Genomic DNA, 16877 nt, shown 5'->3' on the forward strand with positions numbered 1-16877 from the left:
CATGCTTCCGATGCCAGTTTTATACGAAGAACACTCATGGATGCAGCGCTCACAAAACTGTTAGGAGGATTTACTATGACACCCCTGGTAGTCAATAATATTACGGAACTGATCGGCGATACGCCAGCCCTGCGGTTGAACCGCCTTACCGGACCGGAAGATGCGGAAGTGTATGTGAAGCTGGAAATGTTCAACCCCAGCGGCAGCGTGAAAGACCGGGCCGCGTATAATCTGATCCGGCAAGCTGAGCTTGGCGGCTTGCTGAAACCCGGTGGAACCATTATCGAGCCGACGAGCGGAAATACCGGCATCGGGCTGGCGATGAACGCAGCGGCGAAGGGCTATAAGGCCATACTGGTCATGCCGGACAATATGACAAAGGAACGGATTAATATTCTGAAGGCATATGGTGCTGAAGTGGTGCTGACTCCGGCGGCGGAGCGGATGCCGGGCGCAATTGCCAAGGCGCTGGAGCTTGGCGCAGAAATCGCGGACAGCTTCATTCCCCAGCAGTTTGAGAATAAAGCCAATCCGGACATCCACCGCACGACAACGGCACCGGAAATTGTTGCCCAGATGGACGGCAGGCTCGATGTGTTCGTCGCCACTTCCGGAACCGGAGGCACGATTACCGGAACCGGCGAGGTGCTGCGCCGGGAGCTGCCCGGCATCAAGATCGTTGTGGTGGAGCCGCAAGGCTCACCGGTGCTTTCGGGCGGTAAGCCCGGCCCGCATAAGCTGGTCGGAACCAGCCCGGGATTTGTCCCCGCCATTCTGAACACGGATGTATATGATGAAATCGTCCAGGTGTCCGACGAGGATGCACTGGAAACAGTGAAAGCGCTGGCCAGCACGGAGGGGATATTGATTGGCCCTTCCGGCGGAGCAGCGGTGTGGACGGCATTACAGGAAGCGCGGCGTCTGGGGAGCGGCAAACGTGTTCTCTGCATCGCTCCGGATACCGGTGAGCGTTATCTGAGCATGGGGATATTTTAATACTTCTCTGGGGGGAAATGTAGAATGAAGCTTTTCCGGGGTATAGTGATTACTTGCGTGCTGCTGACAGGATGTTCTGCGCAAAATGCGGCTACAGAGGAAGGGACAACGTCCACTTCCTCGCCGTCTGACGTAGTAGCAAGTGCAACGCCGTCTCCGGCGGTTACGGATGAAGCCAGTGCACCGCCGGTCAAGGGAACCGATGGTGGAACAACTTCGAACCCTCCGGCCTCGGCTTCAGCATCAAAGGAATATATGGAAACTGCCAAGCTGCAAACCACGTTCGGGTTTGCCGATGCAGAAGGGAAGCATATCCTGATGACCCGGGAAGATGACAGTGAGATGGAACAGATGAAATCCCTGAACACGGCTGTCGGCAATAACGGCCAAATTCTCACGTTAACGTTCGAGAAATGGCAGGCTGGAAGCGAAAACAGTAACGGGCGGGAGTCGGCGAATAATTTTGCCAATCTGCGGGGGTATGTCTATACGGTAGATGAAGACGGCGCAGACCCGGATGAAACCTACTATTTGACCGATTCCGCTGAGTTTAAGCTCAAGTCACTGCTTGAGATTCAGCCGGCAGCAACAGATCGCGGACAGCTCAGCGCTGATGATCCTCTGCGAAAGAGCATTTCTGCGGTTAAACAGCGGGAAATCAAGGCCGCCTGGAAGCTGGCGGATTTGCCCCCGGACCGTGGCCTGTATCTGGTGCAATTCGTGAGACAGAACAAGAACATGCTGTTCAGTCTTGTTGTAGAGGATGGCGGGAAGCTCAAGTTCATGGATTATCCCGCCGTTGTTCAGGAGGATGAATATTCAGTATGGCGTGTAGATGACGGCGGTGAGGTCCTGCCGGAGATGTTCTCGTTGTTATTTGCTGCCGAGACTACAGACGGACTGCTGCTCGGGCTGAATTGGTGGGGCGCAGAGGGGATTAATTCCTTTTTCCTGTCCCAGGAAGGGGATACCTTCAAAGAGCTGGATATCCAGTACGGCCGTTATACCTCGCCTTTGTAGCTGCTGTAAATGCGTATCTGTGTTACACAAAGTCCAGCCGTCATGATTCTGTGGCGGGCTGGACTTTTTTCTTGTGCGCGAACAGTCGAAGCATATTATATCCGATTACTCCTCCAAGGGTATTCAGAATGAGATCGTCGACATCAAAGGTACCAATAGAGAGGAGAGCCTGTGCACATTCCAATATCAGACTTAAACCCAGGGAGCGAATTAACACATGCAATAATGAAATTCTCCGGCTGCTTGACTGGAGTATAAGGAACATGCCATACGGCAGGAATAAAGCGATATTTCCGCCCAGATTGAGCAGTGTGTGACTTGTCAGGTTATCGAGTGTGTTCGATATGGTGGCCAGCGGGATGAAATTGCCCCATTGCATCGCACGGTCGATGTTGTGCGGACTGTGTTGTAATTGATCCCAGAGAAAGATGAAATTTATGGAGCCGAACTTAAATAAAATGATTTTAAACAACGCATAGACATACAAGGCGAAAAAGATCTGCACTGCAATCTCTCTATTGGCTTGTGTACGCTTCATTTCTTATCCTCACTTTCTATTGATTACTGCCATGCCTGTCAGGGGAACACGGTCAAAATAACCCCGTCCATATTGTTGCCCGACAGCTCAAAACGGCGGTCAGCCGGTACCGGGATCGGTGTATTGCCGGTAACGGAATGATACGAAACCTGGTATGGCTCTCCATCCACCGTTGCCGAATAGGTCTGCTGCTCCTTGATGAATTCGAGATACTCTTCCAGTGTGAAATTGTTGTCCTGCATAATTCTGCTGTGCGGCAAACCGACATAGCGGAAATGCCAGGGTTCATACTGAATGCCGGTAATGGCCGTCTTGTCATTCGGGTAACGTAAAATAAATCCGTATTTCCAGGCATTCTTCTGCAGCCATTTGCCTTCTGGTGCGTTGTTCATCGCCGTCTGTGTAGATCCGATATCCAGCGACAAGCCAAGATTATGCTCGCTGTGGCCTGGCGGCAGCGCGTATTCGGCGCCTTTTTCCTCATATAGCCGCTTTTGTTCTTCCGTATCCCGGTACCCGCTGCTGATCAGAAAATTCGAAACGCCGTCGGTGGCAGCTGCTTCAATCATCTCTGAGAAGCGCTGCACCACGTTTTGCGACAGCATAATCGTGTTGTCCAGCAGCCCGTATCCTTGCACCAGTTCCTGATGCTCAAACAGGTTGACGATGTCCTTTGTAACTCCTGATTTATGTACTGGATAATTCTTGTTGACGAGTAACAGGTTTCCCTTGTAGATCTGTTTTGTGGAAATAACTGTAATGTCAGTTCGTCCGGGACCCGCTGTGATCACTTTGGACCTCTTGTCCGTAAGATCATTTCCTGTGATTTCCGCTTCCTTGTGAACCGCTTCATAGCCCAACAGCATCAGGATGACAAGCCAAAAAACCCACTTCTTTTTTTTCATTTCTGTCTCCTCCTTGTGTTCATTCTTTAAGGATAAGAGAGAGCGTTTAAAAAGAAGTGGGGTAAAAATAAAGTTTTTCTTAAATTATACTAATTCAATGCTGAAACGGATAATAAGCATGTTGAAATCCGTGTAACGAAAAGATTACAGCTACCGTGGCAGCCGAACCTCAAAAAGGGTGCGGATGATGTCACTTTGCACAGAGATGCTGCCGCCATGCTGTTCGACGATATTTTTGGCAATGAACAGGCCGAGTCCAGTTCCGCCTTCTTGGTGGCTGCGGGCCCGGTCTCCGGTATAGAACATGTCGAATAGATGGGGCAGTTGTTCTGCAGGGATGCTGCCGCCATAATTGATAACCTGAATGACGGTATCCTCCGCCTGCGGACTGCAGCTGACATCCACATACTGGCCATCTTTGCCGTACCGGGCGGCATTGGTCAGCAGATTCTCGAATACGCGTGCCAGCAGCTCACCGTCGCCCTCGATTTCGATCCGGGGAGGGGTGTTCAGGCGTGCTGTCAGTCCATTGCTCTCAAAGACAGGATATAATTCCTCATTTAATTGGCTCAGCAGTTCGCTTAGATCAAGCAGCTCTTTGTTGATGGTAAGCATACCGTAGTTCATTCTGGTGATTTCAAAAAGCTCATCAATGAGCTTTTCAAGCCTCTGGGATTTGGTATAGGCGATGGTCGTATAATGTTTGATCTGATCTGCAGAAAGCTGACCTTCCTTCAACACGAGATCCAGATAACCCAGCACAGAGGTCAGCGGAGTACGCAGATCATGGGCCAAATTCAAGACCAGCTTGTCCTTGCTGTTTTCGGCAAAATCTCCCCGTTCCACCGCTTTCTGCAGCATTTCACTCGCCAGATTCAGGTCTGCGGCAATATCGTCGAACTCGTCATTCGATGAGAGATTGAGCCTGCTTTTGAAATCACCGTTTGCCAGCAAATGAATATGCTTGGAAATCTCCCGGAAATAGGTGGCATAGGGTTTGGTAAAGAGGAAGAAAAAGAGGATGGCCAGCGGAATAAATAAGATCAGAAAGAAATTGAGATCGCCGACGCTGCCGATCATATACCGGAACCGGGCCAGCTTGTCCTCCAGCTTAACCTCTGATTGGTAATAAAGCTGAAGCACTTTATACAGCGCAAAGGTAAGGACACCTGAGCAAAACATGCTCATTATCAGCATCAAGATCATTTTAAAGCGGAAGCTGCGGATCATTTTAGCCATTGAATGTATAACCTACTCCCCAAATGGTTTTGATCCATTTATTTTTGTTTTGATCTTCGCCAAGCTTTTTGCGCAGGGTACGGATATGCACCATCACTGTGTTCCCGCTCTCAAAATAGGCTTCACCCCACACCTGCTGAAAAAGCTGCTCGGCACTGAAGACCTTCTTGGGGTAGCTGGCCATAAGGTATAGGATATCAAATTCTTTGGGTGTCAGCTCGATGTTGTTCCCGTATAACGTCACGGTGCGGCAGTCAGGATCAACAATCAAGCCGCCCGCTTCGAGCACAGCCTTGCTGCCGGAGACCGGCCGGCTCAGCTGCATGGAACGGCGCAGCTGCGCGTTCACTCTGGCGACCAGCTCCATGGGATTAAACGGCTTGGTCATATAGTCATCGGCTCCGATTACGAGGCCGGTGATCTTGTCCAGGTCCGAGGTTTTGGCACTCAGGAAGATGATCGGCATCTGGTGCTGCTCGCGGATCTGCCGGGTGACTTCATGCCCGTCCAGGCCGGGCATCATAATATCCAGAATTGCTAAATCAATGGAGTGGGTCTGGACCGCCTGCACGGCGGCTCGTCCGTCAGATACTTTGATCAGATGGTAGCCCTCTTTTTCCAGGTGCAAGGCAACCAGTCCGGCAATCTCGGCATCGTCATCGGCGATTAGAATCGTAATTCGTTTCATTTCATTTTCGCTCCTGTATAAGTTAACATGTAATGTGGACTTCAATTAACGCTTTGCTCCTAGTTTACCTTATCGGTTTAGCTTTCGCGAGCGGCGATTTTCGGTAATGTTAATATTTTAAATACTTATATTTGTAACATTTCAAAGAGGGTATAGCCCGAAAGAGTCATGCCGGCGCTAGCTTGGGAATGCTATTCTATACATTAAGATTTGGGAGGGGACAGCAACGTATACGAGAATCAAGCTGCTTATTCTGCTACTTCCGACAGTGATGGTCGGCATTTGGGAGATTGTGCGCCACCAGTTTCTGATGCCTTATATCTCTATGGACATAGGGAATTATCTGACGCCAGTGCTTGTATTCCTGTTCAGCATCGTGCTGCTGCTGCCGCTGTTCTCGTTATTGGAACGGAACCAGCGGGAGCTGGAGCAGGAACGGGCAGTCAAAACGGCGATGGAAGCCCGTGAGGGTCTGGCTAAAGAGCTGCATGACGGGATGGCGCAGTCGCTGTTTCTGTTGTCTGTGCGGATTGAGCGTCTGGAGCAGAACCGCAGGAATGGTGAGGTGAGCGGGGAAAGCATTGAGCAGATCAAAAAAACAGTGCATGAGGTCAATTCTTATGTACGCCAGGCCATTGCGAACCTGAAGGTTCCAGTCAGCGTTGCGCAGAACTTCACCCTGGAGCAGTCCGTTAAGGAGCAGCTGGCGCAGATGGCAAGTGAGGTGATGATAGAAGTGTCGCTGGACTGGAGTCTGGATGACGAAGCACTCACTTCCGCTGAAAAGGCAGAGCTGCTGTCCTGCATCCGTGAGGCTATCATTAATGTGCGCAAGCATACACGGGCGGGCAAAGTAGCCATATCCGGGCAAGGCGGCCGGGAGCGTTGGAGAGTAGCTGTCACGGATGACGGTGCAGGCATCCCGTATGAGGACCCTTTTGCAGTGAGCGGAAGTTATGGCCTGCAGATTATGAGAGAACGGGCAGAGCGGATGGGCTGGAGATTATCGCTGGGATCGGATGCCGCCGGGACCCTTGTTGAAATAACGAAAGGGGGAGACGCCGAATGAATCGCTGCCGGGTACTGGTTGTGGACGATCATGCTCACGCGCGTGAGGCGATGTGCGAGATTCTGGCGATGGATGAGCGTTTTGAGGTCATTGGAGCAGTGGCGAGCGGAGCCGAGGCCATGGTCTGGACCGCACAGTGGATGCCGGATCTGATCCTGATTGACATTGAGATGCCGGGGATGGACGGACTGGAGACGACACGGCGGATCAAGCTGGAATACCCTTATGTCAAAATCGTCATCGTGACCGTGTCGGATGAAATCTCCTATCTGTTCGAGGCGCTGAAGCAGGGCGCGCAGGGATATCTGCTGAAGAATCTGGCGCCTTCGACCTGGATTGAATATTTGCTGGCAATTGTCAGTGAGGAGGTTCCGCTGAGCCGGGAGCTGGCTTTTCAGATTCTGAAGGAGTTTGCCGTTACTTCGGTCAAGGAAGAGCGGGAAGCATTAACGGCGCGGGAGAAGGAAATACTGGGCTGTGTCTCCTCCGGTTCCACCAACAGGGAGATTGCGGCTGAACTCGGGATTTCCGAGCATACGGTCAAAAATCATCTGAAAAACATCCTGCAAAAGCTGCAGCTCCAGAACCGTACGCAGCTGACGCGGTATGCCCTGGAGCAGGGACTGGCCTCGCGGGAGCGGGATTTTCCGAGGAAACCACAGTGATAACGGGTATTAAGAGGGAACCTGACAGATACCATAGAAACTGAGAAGAGGGGAAATATACACATATGAATAAAATGCTTTGTAAACTGATGACTTTAGCCGCACCTTCCGTGGCAGCACTGATGCTGTTCGCGGCTGTGGCCAGCGCACATGTGACCGTTGCTCCGGCAGAATCCAGTACAGGTGCATGGGAGACCTATACACTGAAAGTGCCGTCGGAGAAGGATATCGCTACTGTTCAGGTGGATCTGCGCATCCCTGAGGGGGCGGAGTTCAAGCAATATGAGGCAACGCCCGGATGGAGTGTAACCATCGAAGGCAATAAAGTCAGCTGGACCGCAACCGGCGAAGGCATTCAAGCCGGACAATTTCAGCGTTTCTACTTCACGGCCAAGAACCCGGATGCCGCAGGCGATATTGCCTGGAATGCCTACCAGCATTATGCTGACGGCAGTTTGGTGCAGTGGTCCGGTGAAGAAGGCTCAGAATCGCCGCATTCCGTTACTTCGATTGTGCAGTCTTCCGGCAACGGGGACAGTCACTCCCACGGATCGGCGGACACGGGTGACTCCATGAGCATGGATGAGCACAAAGCCATTGTGGAGGACCTCGATAAATCCTCAGGTACCTCACCGCTGCTCTATATTGCTCTGGGGATATCATTGCTGTCCTTCTTACTGGCTGCCATCAGTTTGTTAAGAGGGCGGAAGGAATAAGGAAAGTCAGACATTTGCAGAATGCAGGTGGAACGTAGCTTTTGTCAAAATTCCAAAGAAATATTCTGTTGCAAAGGCTCCGCGCATTGACACTAAGATCCGAAGTGTACGGCATACGGCAGCTAACATATTCTAAAAACAAGAGAGCCTCAGACGATCACCCGTCTGAGGCTCCACTTGCCTGGAAGTTGCCTTCCACAAGTATTTAGTTGCTAGGCTGCACGGACACATGTCGAGAGGGTTGCTGAGCCGCGTCCTGCGAAATAACTGTATTTTGTGCAATTAAAAGTATCAAATAATACCCGTTTATTCCAAATGCCTCATTTTAAGTGCACACAGTGCAATTATTCTTCGATTCGATGCAATATCCTGGATAATAGCTGTATGAAATACAGTTAAATACAAAGCGAACTTAAGGATCTTTTCCCGTGAACCCAACTAAACTTATTTTATGGTATTCGCCGGTTTACATTACCTAGTTCTTATGTTCAGCTTGCACAGTTTACAGACGTTTGCGTTTATAGAAGGTGATAAACGCTGCTGCAAGCAGAAGCACAACGATGGACACACCGGTTGTGATGGCTTCGCTTGTGCTGCCCTGTTGCTGCGCACCGCCAGCTCCGCCAAACTCGCCGCCGCCAAAGCCACCACCACCAAAGCCGCCCATACCGCCACCGCCGAAGCCGCCGGCCATATCACCGCCCGGGCCGTTGCCGCCTTGAGGCATCGCCGGTCCGCCCATGGCACCCGGCGCACCGCCTTGCGCGGCCTGCCCGCCTACCGCTGCGCCGATGGCGCCTTGCCCGGAAGCCGCCGCGCCGTTAGCGCCTTGCCCCGGTGCCATCGCGCCGTTGGCACTTTGCCCCGGAGCCGCTGCGCCGTTGGCGCCTTGCCCCGGAGCCACCACGCCGTTGGCGTCTTGCCCCGGAGCCACCGCGCCGTTGGCGTCTTGCCCCGGAGCCACCGCGCCGTTGGCGTCTTGCCCCGGAGCCACCGCGCCGTTGGCGTCTTGCCCCGGAGCCACCGCGCCGATGGCACCTTGCCCCGGTGGCGCCTGCCCGCCTGCGCCGCCAAAGCCGCCGCCTGGACCACCGCCCATGCCGCTTCCCGTTCCGTCACCGGAGGAAGGAATGGTGCCGTCCAGCTGCTGGGAGACCGAACTGGCCATGGTGGACATGAAGGTCTCCACAGAGGTAATTCCACTCTCGTATTGCTCGAACGTGTAGAATGCGGATGGATCAGCCTTCACGTAGCTGGAGATCATCGTGTCCAGCTCCTGAATCCGCGCCTTGAACGTATCGTTCTGCAGATAACCGTCCAGCATTTCGCGGATCATCTCATGATATTTCGTTTTGTATTCCTCGTTCGCCAGCAGCTTGGCCACCAGCGGACGTTCGGCAAGAGCGCCTTGGGTTGGTTCGTCAATCAGCACATCCGAGCCGCCCATCCCGCCAAAAGCCATATTATAATCCCAAGGCAGAATCGAGAAGATTCCCTCATCTTCATAGAGGTAATAATTCTGCTTGTTTCCTCCAAGATAGCTGTCCATATTGCCGGTTACGGCATTCAGTGCAATATACCCCAAAGCATCGTCGATATCGATATACTTCTCATAGTCGGTGCCGTTGTTCAGTTCATCCAGCATGTCGACCACAACGTCATCGTTTGATTTTTCGGACTTCAGCTCAAGTCCCGTGTAGAGTGAAGCATCGTCGCCGAGCCAGGTCAAATCACTGCCTTGGCCGGTCATTACGCCTTTATATAACGCACCATAGGAATTACCGAAGTTGCGCTCCAGATAGGCGTCGCCGATCTGTTCCACCGCGAGATAGAAACCCTTCAGTTCATCGTTGACGTAGACGTTGACGAAGGAGTATTTCGGTGTCGGAAGACCGATGCTCTCCGCCAGCTCATAGGTCAGAAACTCCCGCATATAGGAGGCATCGCTGTAATTGTTGTTGAGGTTGATTTTGGTAATGCCGAATAAATTCTGGTTCACATACTCGTCAAAAGAAATCTTGAAGCTGTAACGGTCGGAGTCCGCCATCTGCACAACGCTGCGCAGGCTTAAGTTGCCTTTGGTCCGCACGGCCACATTGTCCATTTTGATCCCGTTGTATTCCACGGAGGCTGTCTTGTATTCCTCGGCGCTGGCATTGTCCAGCATATCCTGGAAATCATCCGGGTCCAGTGTGATTTTAACATCAACAACCTTGTCCTTCGGGAACACCTCCGTATCCAGACTTTGTTCCTCGCTTGATACCGCTTTTTCCTGCGTATCCGTAGTACTGTTATTGTCCGCAGAAGGATTTGCAATCTGACAACCCGCCATAGCGATAACCAGCAGCAGGCAACAAAGAATCAGCAGGGTCAGCTTACCGCGTGCTTTCATCTTCAGCACCGCCTTTCCTCATTGAATATTCTGTCGCTTCCATAAGGCCGGGACTTAAGATACATAGTCGCCGCTATAGCTGATCAGCAAGGCATTTTTGACCCCTGCAATATCGGAGACGGTGTTTACGAAGCCGCCTTCCTTGTCGTTCAGACGCAGCTCAAGCGTAAGCTCGATATTGCCTGCGGTTACGGTTTTTTGCTTGATGTTGTAACGTTTTACGGCTTTGTTCAGATGGCTGTGCACCTCGCGTTCGCTGTCATCGCCTTCACAGTTAAGCACCAGCAGGTACGGAGTTTCGACTGAAGAATGTTTAATGAACAGGAAGAGAATCAGACCGATAATGATCGAGCCGATAATCGCCAGCGTGAAAAAGCCTGCACCGGTAACGATCCCTGCAACGGCTGCCCAGAACAGGAAAATCAAATCCGTTGGATCTTTGATCGGCGTTCTGAAACGGACGATGGACAAAGCGCCGACCATACCGAGCGAGAGCACAAGGTTGGAGTTGATAGCGATAATGACAGTTGCGGTGATCATAGTCATGCCCATCAGGGACACGTTGAAGCTTTTGGAGTATAATACGCCGCTGAACACACGTTTGTAGAGCAGGTAGATGAAGAATCCGATCAGAAAAGCGACGCCGAGCGTGATCAGGATTTTGGAGATGCTGATATCGGAAACGAAGTTGTCTACGACCGAATTTTTAATCATATCGGAAAAAGTTGTGGCCGTGGCTGCCCCCAGTGTGGATAAAATGCTCATTAATAATCCTCCCAAGTATTGGTTTTTAGAAATTTGCGGCAAATGACGTATTTCGAAGCGGATTGCCGGTTTAAGCCGTTTAGCTGCAGCGCAATTTTGATGTATTCCGGTATGTATTCATCAAATTTGACCTCGAAAATAATGAAGTTCTCATCAAGCGCCCGGACCGGCTGAAGCTCTTTATTAAAAATATCCGTCCCATGCAGTCCCGTACGCAGCTCCTTGTCAAAAGTGATCCGCACATTGCCCTTATGGCAGACGTAAGGTTCGCGGACATAATCGACGATCACTTTGGGACGCAGTAAATTGTGGCGCATCTGGTTATAGAGCTCCATAAACAAAGGACTTTGCGGAACGTTCAGCACCTCGTAATTGCCGGCCATGATCTGATCATACATTTCGCGTGTCAGCGGTTCCTTGATCTTGGCGATGTAGTCGTCCATTTTGATTTTTTTCTCAAAGTGTATGACATCGTCCTGTACGTTATAGATGCGGATCCGGTATTTGGCGCGTTCCCTAAGTCCGCCTAGCTTGTCCGAAAGGGCCGAATTGTTAATATCATCAAAATACAGGCTGCGGATATGGTACTCCCCGCTGTCATTGGCGTTCTGGTCGGTATCTATCAAGCTCTGCAGCCGCTGCCGCAATATAAGGTATTGATGATAGTTAATGAAAAATTTCAATTCATGCCGGAATTGCAGCTTCTTATTCATCTCACACCCCATTTCTCTCTCAAAAGTTTGGTTTTGGTCACCGCTGCGCCTAAATCTTGCTGCTGAACCCATATTAAGTGACGGACCTTATGATTTTCTTAAATCTGCCTGAACGTTAGCTGAAAGTTTTTACACTGCGTTAACAAATGACGCCGTTATGTGAGGTTTAGGGAGGGTCATTTGACTTCTGTCTACAAGGGAGGCTATCTTTTATAGACAGAAGACTAGAATCCGTACTGTTGTTGATTGGATAGCAAGCGATGAGGGGGGGATGGGCATGAAGGATTTTAAAGTGTTGATTATTGTTGTAATCATCGTAGCTGTATTGATCTTGCTGGTCCTTGGCCTGGAATGGCTTAAATCAGAGCGGATTGCCCAACCTGGGGAAAGCAGTGCTCCGTATGATCTGGTCACTACCTTTAAGGAAGATGCGGAGAGCAGCCGTGCGTTCACCTGGTTTACCGGAGCTCCGGGCGCGGAGGGACGGCTTGAGGTTGTGAAAGGAAAAAGCGCCGTATTTACAGCAGGGAATGTTCTCAAGGTGCAGGCTATAGACAGCGTGATCAAAACAGATGATGGCAAAAGAGGCGTACATAAAGCTGAAGTGACCGGGCTTGAGCCGGGAACACTGTACACCTACAGGGCAGGCAGCGGGAAAGAAGGCGAATGGAGCACAGCAGCTACGTTCACCACGGCGGAAGCGGACAGCGACAGCGTAACCTTTATCAATGTAACCGATTCGCAAGGGGAGACGGCGGCGGATTTTAAATTATGGGGCAATACGCTGGACAAGGCGTTCCAGACCTTCCCGGCGGCAAAGTTTATCGTACATAACGGGGATTTGACGGAAGAGCCGGAGGATTCAGGTGCATGGGATGACTTTTTCGGCAATGTGCAGGCGTGGGTGCCGGGCATTCCGCTGATGCCTGTCACCGGCAACCATGATGAAGTCGACGGGCAGGCAGCAAGCTTTACTTCGCATTTCCACCTTCCGGATAACGGCGACCCGGAATCCATTGCCGGAACCTCATATTCTTTTGATTATGGACCTGTGCATGTGACGGTGCTGAATACGGAGAGCCACCTGAAGAGCCAAGCCAAGTGGCTGAAGAAGGATCTGGCCCTTACAGATAAACCGTGGAAAATCGTAGCGCTGCACCATCCGGCATATGGCGGGAACATGTATAAGAAGCTGGAGGACTGGACAGAGATATTTGACAAGTATGGGGTTGATCTGGTGCTCCAGGGACATAATCATGAATATTCCAGATCGTATCCGCTGCTTGCCGGAAAAGTTGTCCCGGAGGGCGGGAATTCTGCCGGTACCGGAGGAGGAACGGTGTACGTGGTGACCAACGCCTCCGGCGCAAAATTCAACGAGAAGAAAGAGGATCAGTACTATCATCAAATTCATTTCCAGAACAATAAGCAGATGTACGCCGGAATTACGGTCAGCGGAAATACATTGACCTATCAGGCCTATGATGTGGACGGCAACAAACTCGACGAGTTTCTGCTGAAGCATTAAGATAGTAAGACTCTTCTGACATTCTGTCAGGAGAGTCTTTTACTATAAATGTAATAATTAGTGTGAAAATGGTACGATAACAGAAGACGGAATTCTCCAAGTTTGAACCATTTTCCCTCACTATGAATCCTGCTTACACTCTATAATGAAAGCGTTAACAAAGTAAAGCAATCATAGGAGGCGTGGTTCGTGATTCGTAACCGTATCCGAAGAATGGGATTAATTGTCCTGCTGGCCGCGATGTCTAGCTCTTTGTTTACCGCCTTTCCGGCGGCTGCCCATGCTGCTGCAAGTGAAGCTTACAACTGGAAAAGTGTCGTCACCGGTGCGGGCGGAGGGTTTGTGCCGGGCATTATTTTTAACCAAACTGAACCGAATCTGATCTATGCGCGTACCGACATCGGGGGCGCCTACCGCTGGAATCAGGCCACTGGCAGCTGGATTTCCATCAGTGATGCCGTGGGCTGGGTCGACTGGAACAAGAACGGGGTGGATGCGCTGGCTACAGACCCTGTCGATCCGGACAAAGTATACATGGCTACCGGCACGTACACGAACCACTGGGATGACAACGGGCAGATTATGCGTTCCAGCGACCGGGGCAATACGTGGCAGACGACTGCGCTGCCGTTCAAGGTTGGGGGCAATATGCCCGGCCGTTCAGCCGGTGAGCGTCTGGTTATCGACCCCAATAAGAACAGCATTCTGTTCTTCGGGGCACGCAGCGGCAACGGGTTGTGGAAAAGTACGGACTCGGGAGTAACCTGGTCCAAAGTAAGCTCTTTTCCTAACGTAGGCACTTATATTCAGAACCCGACGCTCGATTACGGCAATGACCTCGTCGGATTATCCTGGATTACTTTTGACAAAAGCACAGGCACACCCGGCAGTGCTACGGGAACGATTTATGTCGGCGTAGCGGATACGGCAAGCAGCGTGTACCGCAGCACCGACGGCGGCGTTACCTGGTCCGCGCTTCCCGGACAGCCCACCGGTTTTCTGCCTCATCATGGCGTGCTTTCCTCAACCGGGGATCTGTACATTACGTACAGCAATGGCGTAGGACCCTATGACGGCAGCAAAGGTGAAGTCTGGAAATTTAATAAAACCAGCGGTGCCTGGACGAACATCAGCCCGACGACCGGAACGGATAATTGGTACGGCTTCGGAGGACTTGCTGTCGATGCCCAGAATCCGAATACGGTGATGGTCTCCAGTCTGAATGCCTGGTGGCCGGATGAGGTTATTTTCCGCAGTACGAACGGCGGAGCGACTTGGAGCCGGATCTGGGATTGGGGCAACTATCCGGAACGGACCTATAAATTCGCAATGAACATTACCGCAGCACCTTGGCTGGATCATGGAACGACCTCCACTTCACTTGATCCTTCACCAAAGCTCGGCTGGATGATGGGAGACCTGGAGATTGACCCGTTCAACTCCAACCGGATGATGTACGGAACAGGAGCTACAGTCTACGGCTCGAATAACCTGACTGCTTGGGATACGGGCGGCAAGGTCAATATTTCGGTCATGGCCAAGGGCGTAGAGGAGACTGCTGTGCTCGGACTGATCAGCCCGCCGTCGGGAAGTGCGCATCTGATCACGGCGCTTGGTGACGTCTCCGGCTTCCGGTATGAAGATGTGACCCAGGCACCGGTCAAGTTCCAAACGAGCCCTTCCTGGGCGACAACAACAAGTATTGATTATGCGGAGCTCAGTCCGGCGTTCGTTGTGCGCGTTGGCGGAGCCGATAAGGAAAAGACACCGAGCATGAAATCGCTTGGGATTTCGAATGACGGCGGCTCTAATTGGTATATGCCGAATGCCGAACCGTCGAATGGAACCAAAACAACGGCAGGACAAGGCCAGGTCGCAGTATCTGCCAGCGGCAATGCCATCCTGTGGAGTACCTCCGATATTGGTGTCTACTACACCAAATCCTCGGGCAACTCCTGGACGGCAAGCAGCGGGGTACCGGCCGGTGCCAAAATCGCTTCCGACCGCGTAAATGCGAACAAGTTCTATGCGTTCTATGCAGGAATATTCTATGTCAGTGTGGACGGCGGAGCTACCTTTACCGCTACGCCGGCAGCGGGTTTTCCGACGAATAATGTAGACGGTCTGCAGCCGAACCAGGCGCAGATCAGCTTGAAGGCAGTGCCGGGCATTGAAGGCGATATCTGGCTGGCCGGAGGCAATACAGTCGAGAACAAATACGGTTTATGGCATTCTGTGAATTCGGGAACCAGCTTCACCAAGCTGTCTAATGTCGAGGAAGCGGATCTGATCGGTTATGGTAAGGCCGCACCGGGCCAGAGCTATATGTCACTATATACGGTTGCTCAAATCGATGGCGTCAGAGGGGTCTTCCGCTCCGATGATGTTGGCGCATCTTGGGTACGGATCAATGATGACGCACACCAGTATGCGAAAATCAACATGGCCATAACCGGTGATCCGCGGATATACGGCCGGGTATATCTTGGAACAAACGGCCGGGGCACACTGTATGCTGATCCGGTGAATCCTCCGGCTACCGGATCCACCATTACGCCGGTCACGGCCAGCTTCGATAAGAAGACGGCGAATCAGGCGGATGTGGCCGTAACGCTGACGCTGAACGGGAACACGTTAAGCACGATCAAGAACGGAGCGGCAACATTGACTGCTGGAACGGATTATACCGTTAGCGGCACAGCAGTCACGATCAAGAAAGGGTATCTGGCCGCGCAGCCGGTGGGCACAACGACGCTGACCTTTAATTTCAGCGCCGGAGCGGCGCAGTCGCTGGCGGTTGCCGTAGTGGATACGACGGCAGCGAGCAATTCGGCGATTACGCCGGTCACGGCCGGCTTCGACAAGAAGACGGCGAATCAGGCGGATGTGGCCGTAACACTGACGCTGAACGGGAACACGTTGAGCACGATCAAGAACGGAGCGGCAACGTTGACTGCCGGAACGGATTATACCGTTAGCGGCACAGCAGTCACGATCAAGAAAGATTATTTGGCCGCACAGCCGGTGGGTACAACAACGCTGAGCTTCAATTTCAGCGCCGGAGCGGCGCAGCCGCTGGCGGTTGCCGTAGTGGATACTTCTGTGGTTGTGACCGGTGGTCTTAAGGTCCAAATGTATAACGGCAGCACAGCGGCTTCGGCGAATGTCTTGAATCCGCGGATCAAACTGCTGAATACGGGCACCAGCGCCGTTTCGCTGGCGGATGTGAAGATCAGATATTATTACACGATTGACGGCGAGCAGCCGCAAAGCTTCTTCTGCGATTGGTCACAGGCCGGCAGTGCGAATGTTACCGGCACCTTTGTGAAACTCCCGGCAGCCATAACCGGGGCGGATTATTATTTGGAGCTGGGTTTCACAAGCGCAGCGGGTTCCCTGGCAGCAGGGGAGGGCCTGGATATCCAGATGCGGGCATCCAAGGCGGATTGGAGCAATTATACCCAGACTGGAGATTATTCCTTTAACGCGTCAGGTACGGGTTATGCGGATTGGGCTGGCGTTCCGGCCTATCTCTCCGGCAGCCTGGTATGGGGGAATGAACCTTCCTGACCTGATCCGGCCGCAACCCGGATCGGCATAACAGGATTATCCATTATACAATGAGCTGCAAGAAGCCATGAAT

At 52.0% G+C, this 16877-nt stretch carries 14 protein-coding genes; 7 read left to right on the forward strand and 7 right to left on the reverse strand.

The genetic code is table 11. The annotated features are described in order from the left end of the window. Positions 1-75 precede the first annotated feature (75 nt). A complete protein-coding gene (cysK, locus tag NSS79_RS13270; protein WP_342439699.1) occupies positions 76-996 on the forward strand; it encodes a cysteine synthase A in 921 nt (306 codons plus the stop codon). A gap of 24 nt (positions 997-1020) precedes the next feature. Beyond that, complete coding sequence (locus NSS79_RS13275) at positions 1021-2016, forward strand: hypothetical protein (RefSeq protein WP_342439700.1); 996 nt, start codon at positions 1021-1023, stop codon at positions 2014-2016. A gap of 40 nt (positions 2017-2056) precedes the next feature. Here the strand turns inward: NSS79_RS13275 and NSS79_RS13280 are convergent, their stop codons facing one another. The 4 genes from NSS79_RS13280 to NSS79_RS13295 form a co-directional block, all read right to left on the reverse strand. Continuing rightward, complete coding sequence (locus NSS79_RS13280; protein ID WP_342439701.1) at positions 2057-2554, reverse strand: VanZ family protein; 498 nt, start codon at positions 2552-2554, stop codon at positions 2057-2059. Between the two features lie 38 nt (positions 2555-2592). Next, positions 2593-3459 (reverse strand): M15 family metallopeptidase, encoded by an 867-nt coding sequence (locus NSS79_RS13285; protein WP_076112170.1) that lies wholly within the window; start codon positions 3457-3459, stop codon positions 2593-2595. Positions 3460-3609: 150 nt separating this feature from the next. Beyond that, on the reverse strand, positions 3610-4698 hold the full coding sequence (locus tag NSS79_RS13290) for a HAMP domain-containing sensor histidine kinase (protein ID WP_076112169.1): 1089 nt from the start codon (positions 4696-4698) through the stop codon (positions 3610-3612). After that, entirely contained in the window at positions 4691-5386 is a 696-nt protein-coding gene (locus tag NSS79_RS13295) for a response regulator transcription factor (protein WP_038590252.1), read from the reverse strand. The genes NSS79_RS13290 and NSS79_RS13295 overlap by 8 nt, the downstream gene beginning before the upstream one ends. 292 nt (positions 5387-5678) lie before the next feature. Here NSS79_RS13295 and NSS79_RS13300 point away from each other — a divergent pair, with 292 nt between their 5' ends. The 3 genes from NSS79_RS13300 to NSS79_RS13310 all read left to right on the forward strand — a co-directional run bounded on the left by NSS79_RS13300 (position 5679) and on the right by NSS79_RS13310 (position 7836). After that, positions 5679-6455 carry a histidine kinase gene (locus NSS79_RS13300; RefSeq protein WP_342439702.1) on the forward strand — a complete coding sequence of 259 codons (777 nt, stop codon included), beginning with the start codon at positions 5679-5681 and terminating at the stop codon, positions 6453-6455. Next, positions 6452-7120 (forward strand): response regulator transcription factor, encoded by a 669-nt coding sequence (locus NSS79_RS13305; protein ID WP_342439703.1) that lies wholly within the window; start codon positions 6452-6454, stop codon positions 7118-7120. The genes NSS79_RS13300 and NSS79_RS13305 overlap by 4 nt, the downstream gene beginning before the upstream one ends. 65 nt (positions 7121-7185) lie before the next feature. Next, entirely contained in the window at positions 7186-7836 is a 651-nt protein-coding gene (locus tag NSS79_RS13310) for a DUF1775 domain-containing protein (protein ID WP_342439704.1), read from the forward strand. 502 nt (positions 7837-8338) lie between these two features. On the opposite strand, the gene NSS79_RS13315 is transcribed toward NSS79_RS13310, so the two are convergent. The 3 genes from NSS79_RS13315 to NSS79_RS13325 are packed head-to-tail and all read right to left on the reverse strand — an operon-like array spanning position 8339 to position 11706. Beyond that, complete coding sequence (locus NSS79_RS13315) at positions 8339-10228, reverse strand: CotH kinase family protein (protein WP_342439705.1); 1890 nt, start codon at positions 10226-10228, stop codon at positions 8339-8341. A gap of 54 nt (positions 10229-10282) precedes the next feature. Continuing rightward, positions 10283-10993 carry a DUF4956 domain-containing protein gene (locus NSS79_RS13320; protein WP_342439706.1) on the reverse strand — a complete coding sequence of 237 codons (711 nt, stop codon included), beginning with the start codon at positions 10991-10993 and terminating at the stop codon, positions 10283-10285. Continuing rightward, positions 10993-11706, reverse strand: a complete 714-nt coding sequence (locus NSS79_RS13325; protein WP_342439707.1) for a polyphosphate polymerase domain-containing protein — start codon at positions 11704-11706, stop codon at positions 10993-10995. Before NSS79_RS13325 ends, NSS79_RS13320 begins: the two co-directional genes overlap by 1 nt. A gap of 277 nt (positions 11707-11983) precedes the next feature. Between NSS79_RS13325 and NSS79_RS13330 the strand changes: the two genes are divergently transcribed. Next, complete coding sequence (locus NSS79_RS13330) at positions 11984-13234, forward strand: metallophosphoesterase family protein (protein ID WP_342439708.1); 1251 nt, start codon at positions 11984-11986, stop codon at positions 13232-13234. 240 nt (positions 13235-13474) lie between these two features. After that, on the forward strand, positions 13475-16804 hold the full coding sequence (locus tag NSS79_RS13335) for a X2-like carbohydrate binding domain-containing protein (protein WP_342440363.1): 3330 nt from the start codon (positions 13475-13477) through the stop codon (positions 16802-16804). Positions 16805-16877 lie beyond the last annotated feature (73 nt).

Source organism: Paenibacillus sp. FSL L8-0436 (assembly GCF_038593025.1).
Lineage (GTDB): Bacteria > Bacillota > Bacilli > Paenibacillales > Paenibacillaceae > Paenibacillus_AQ.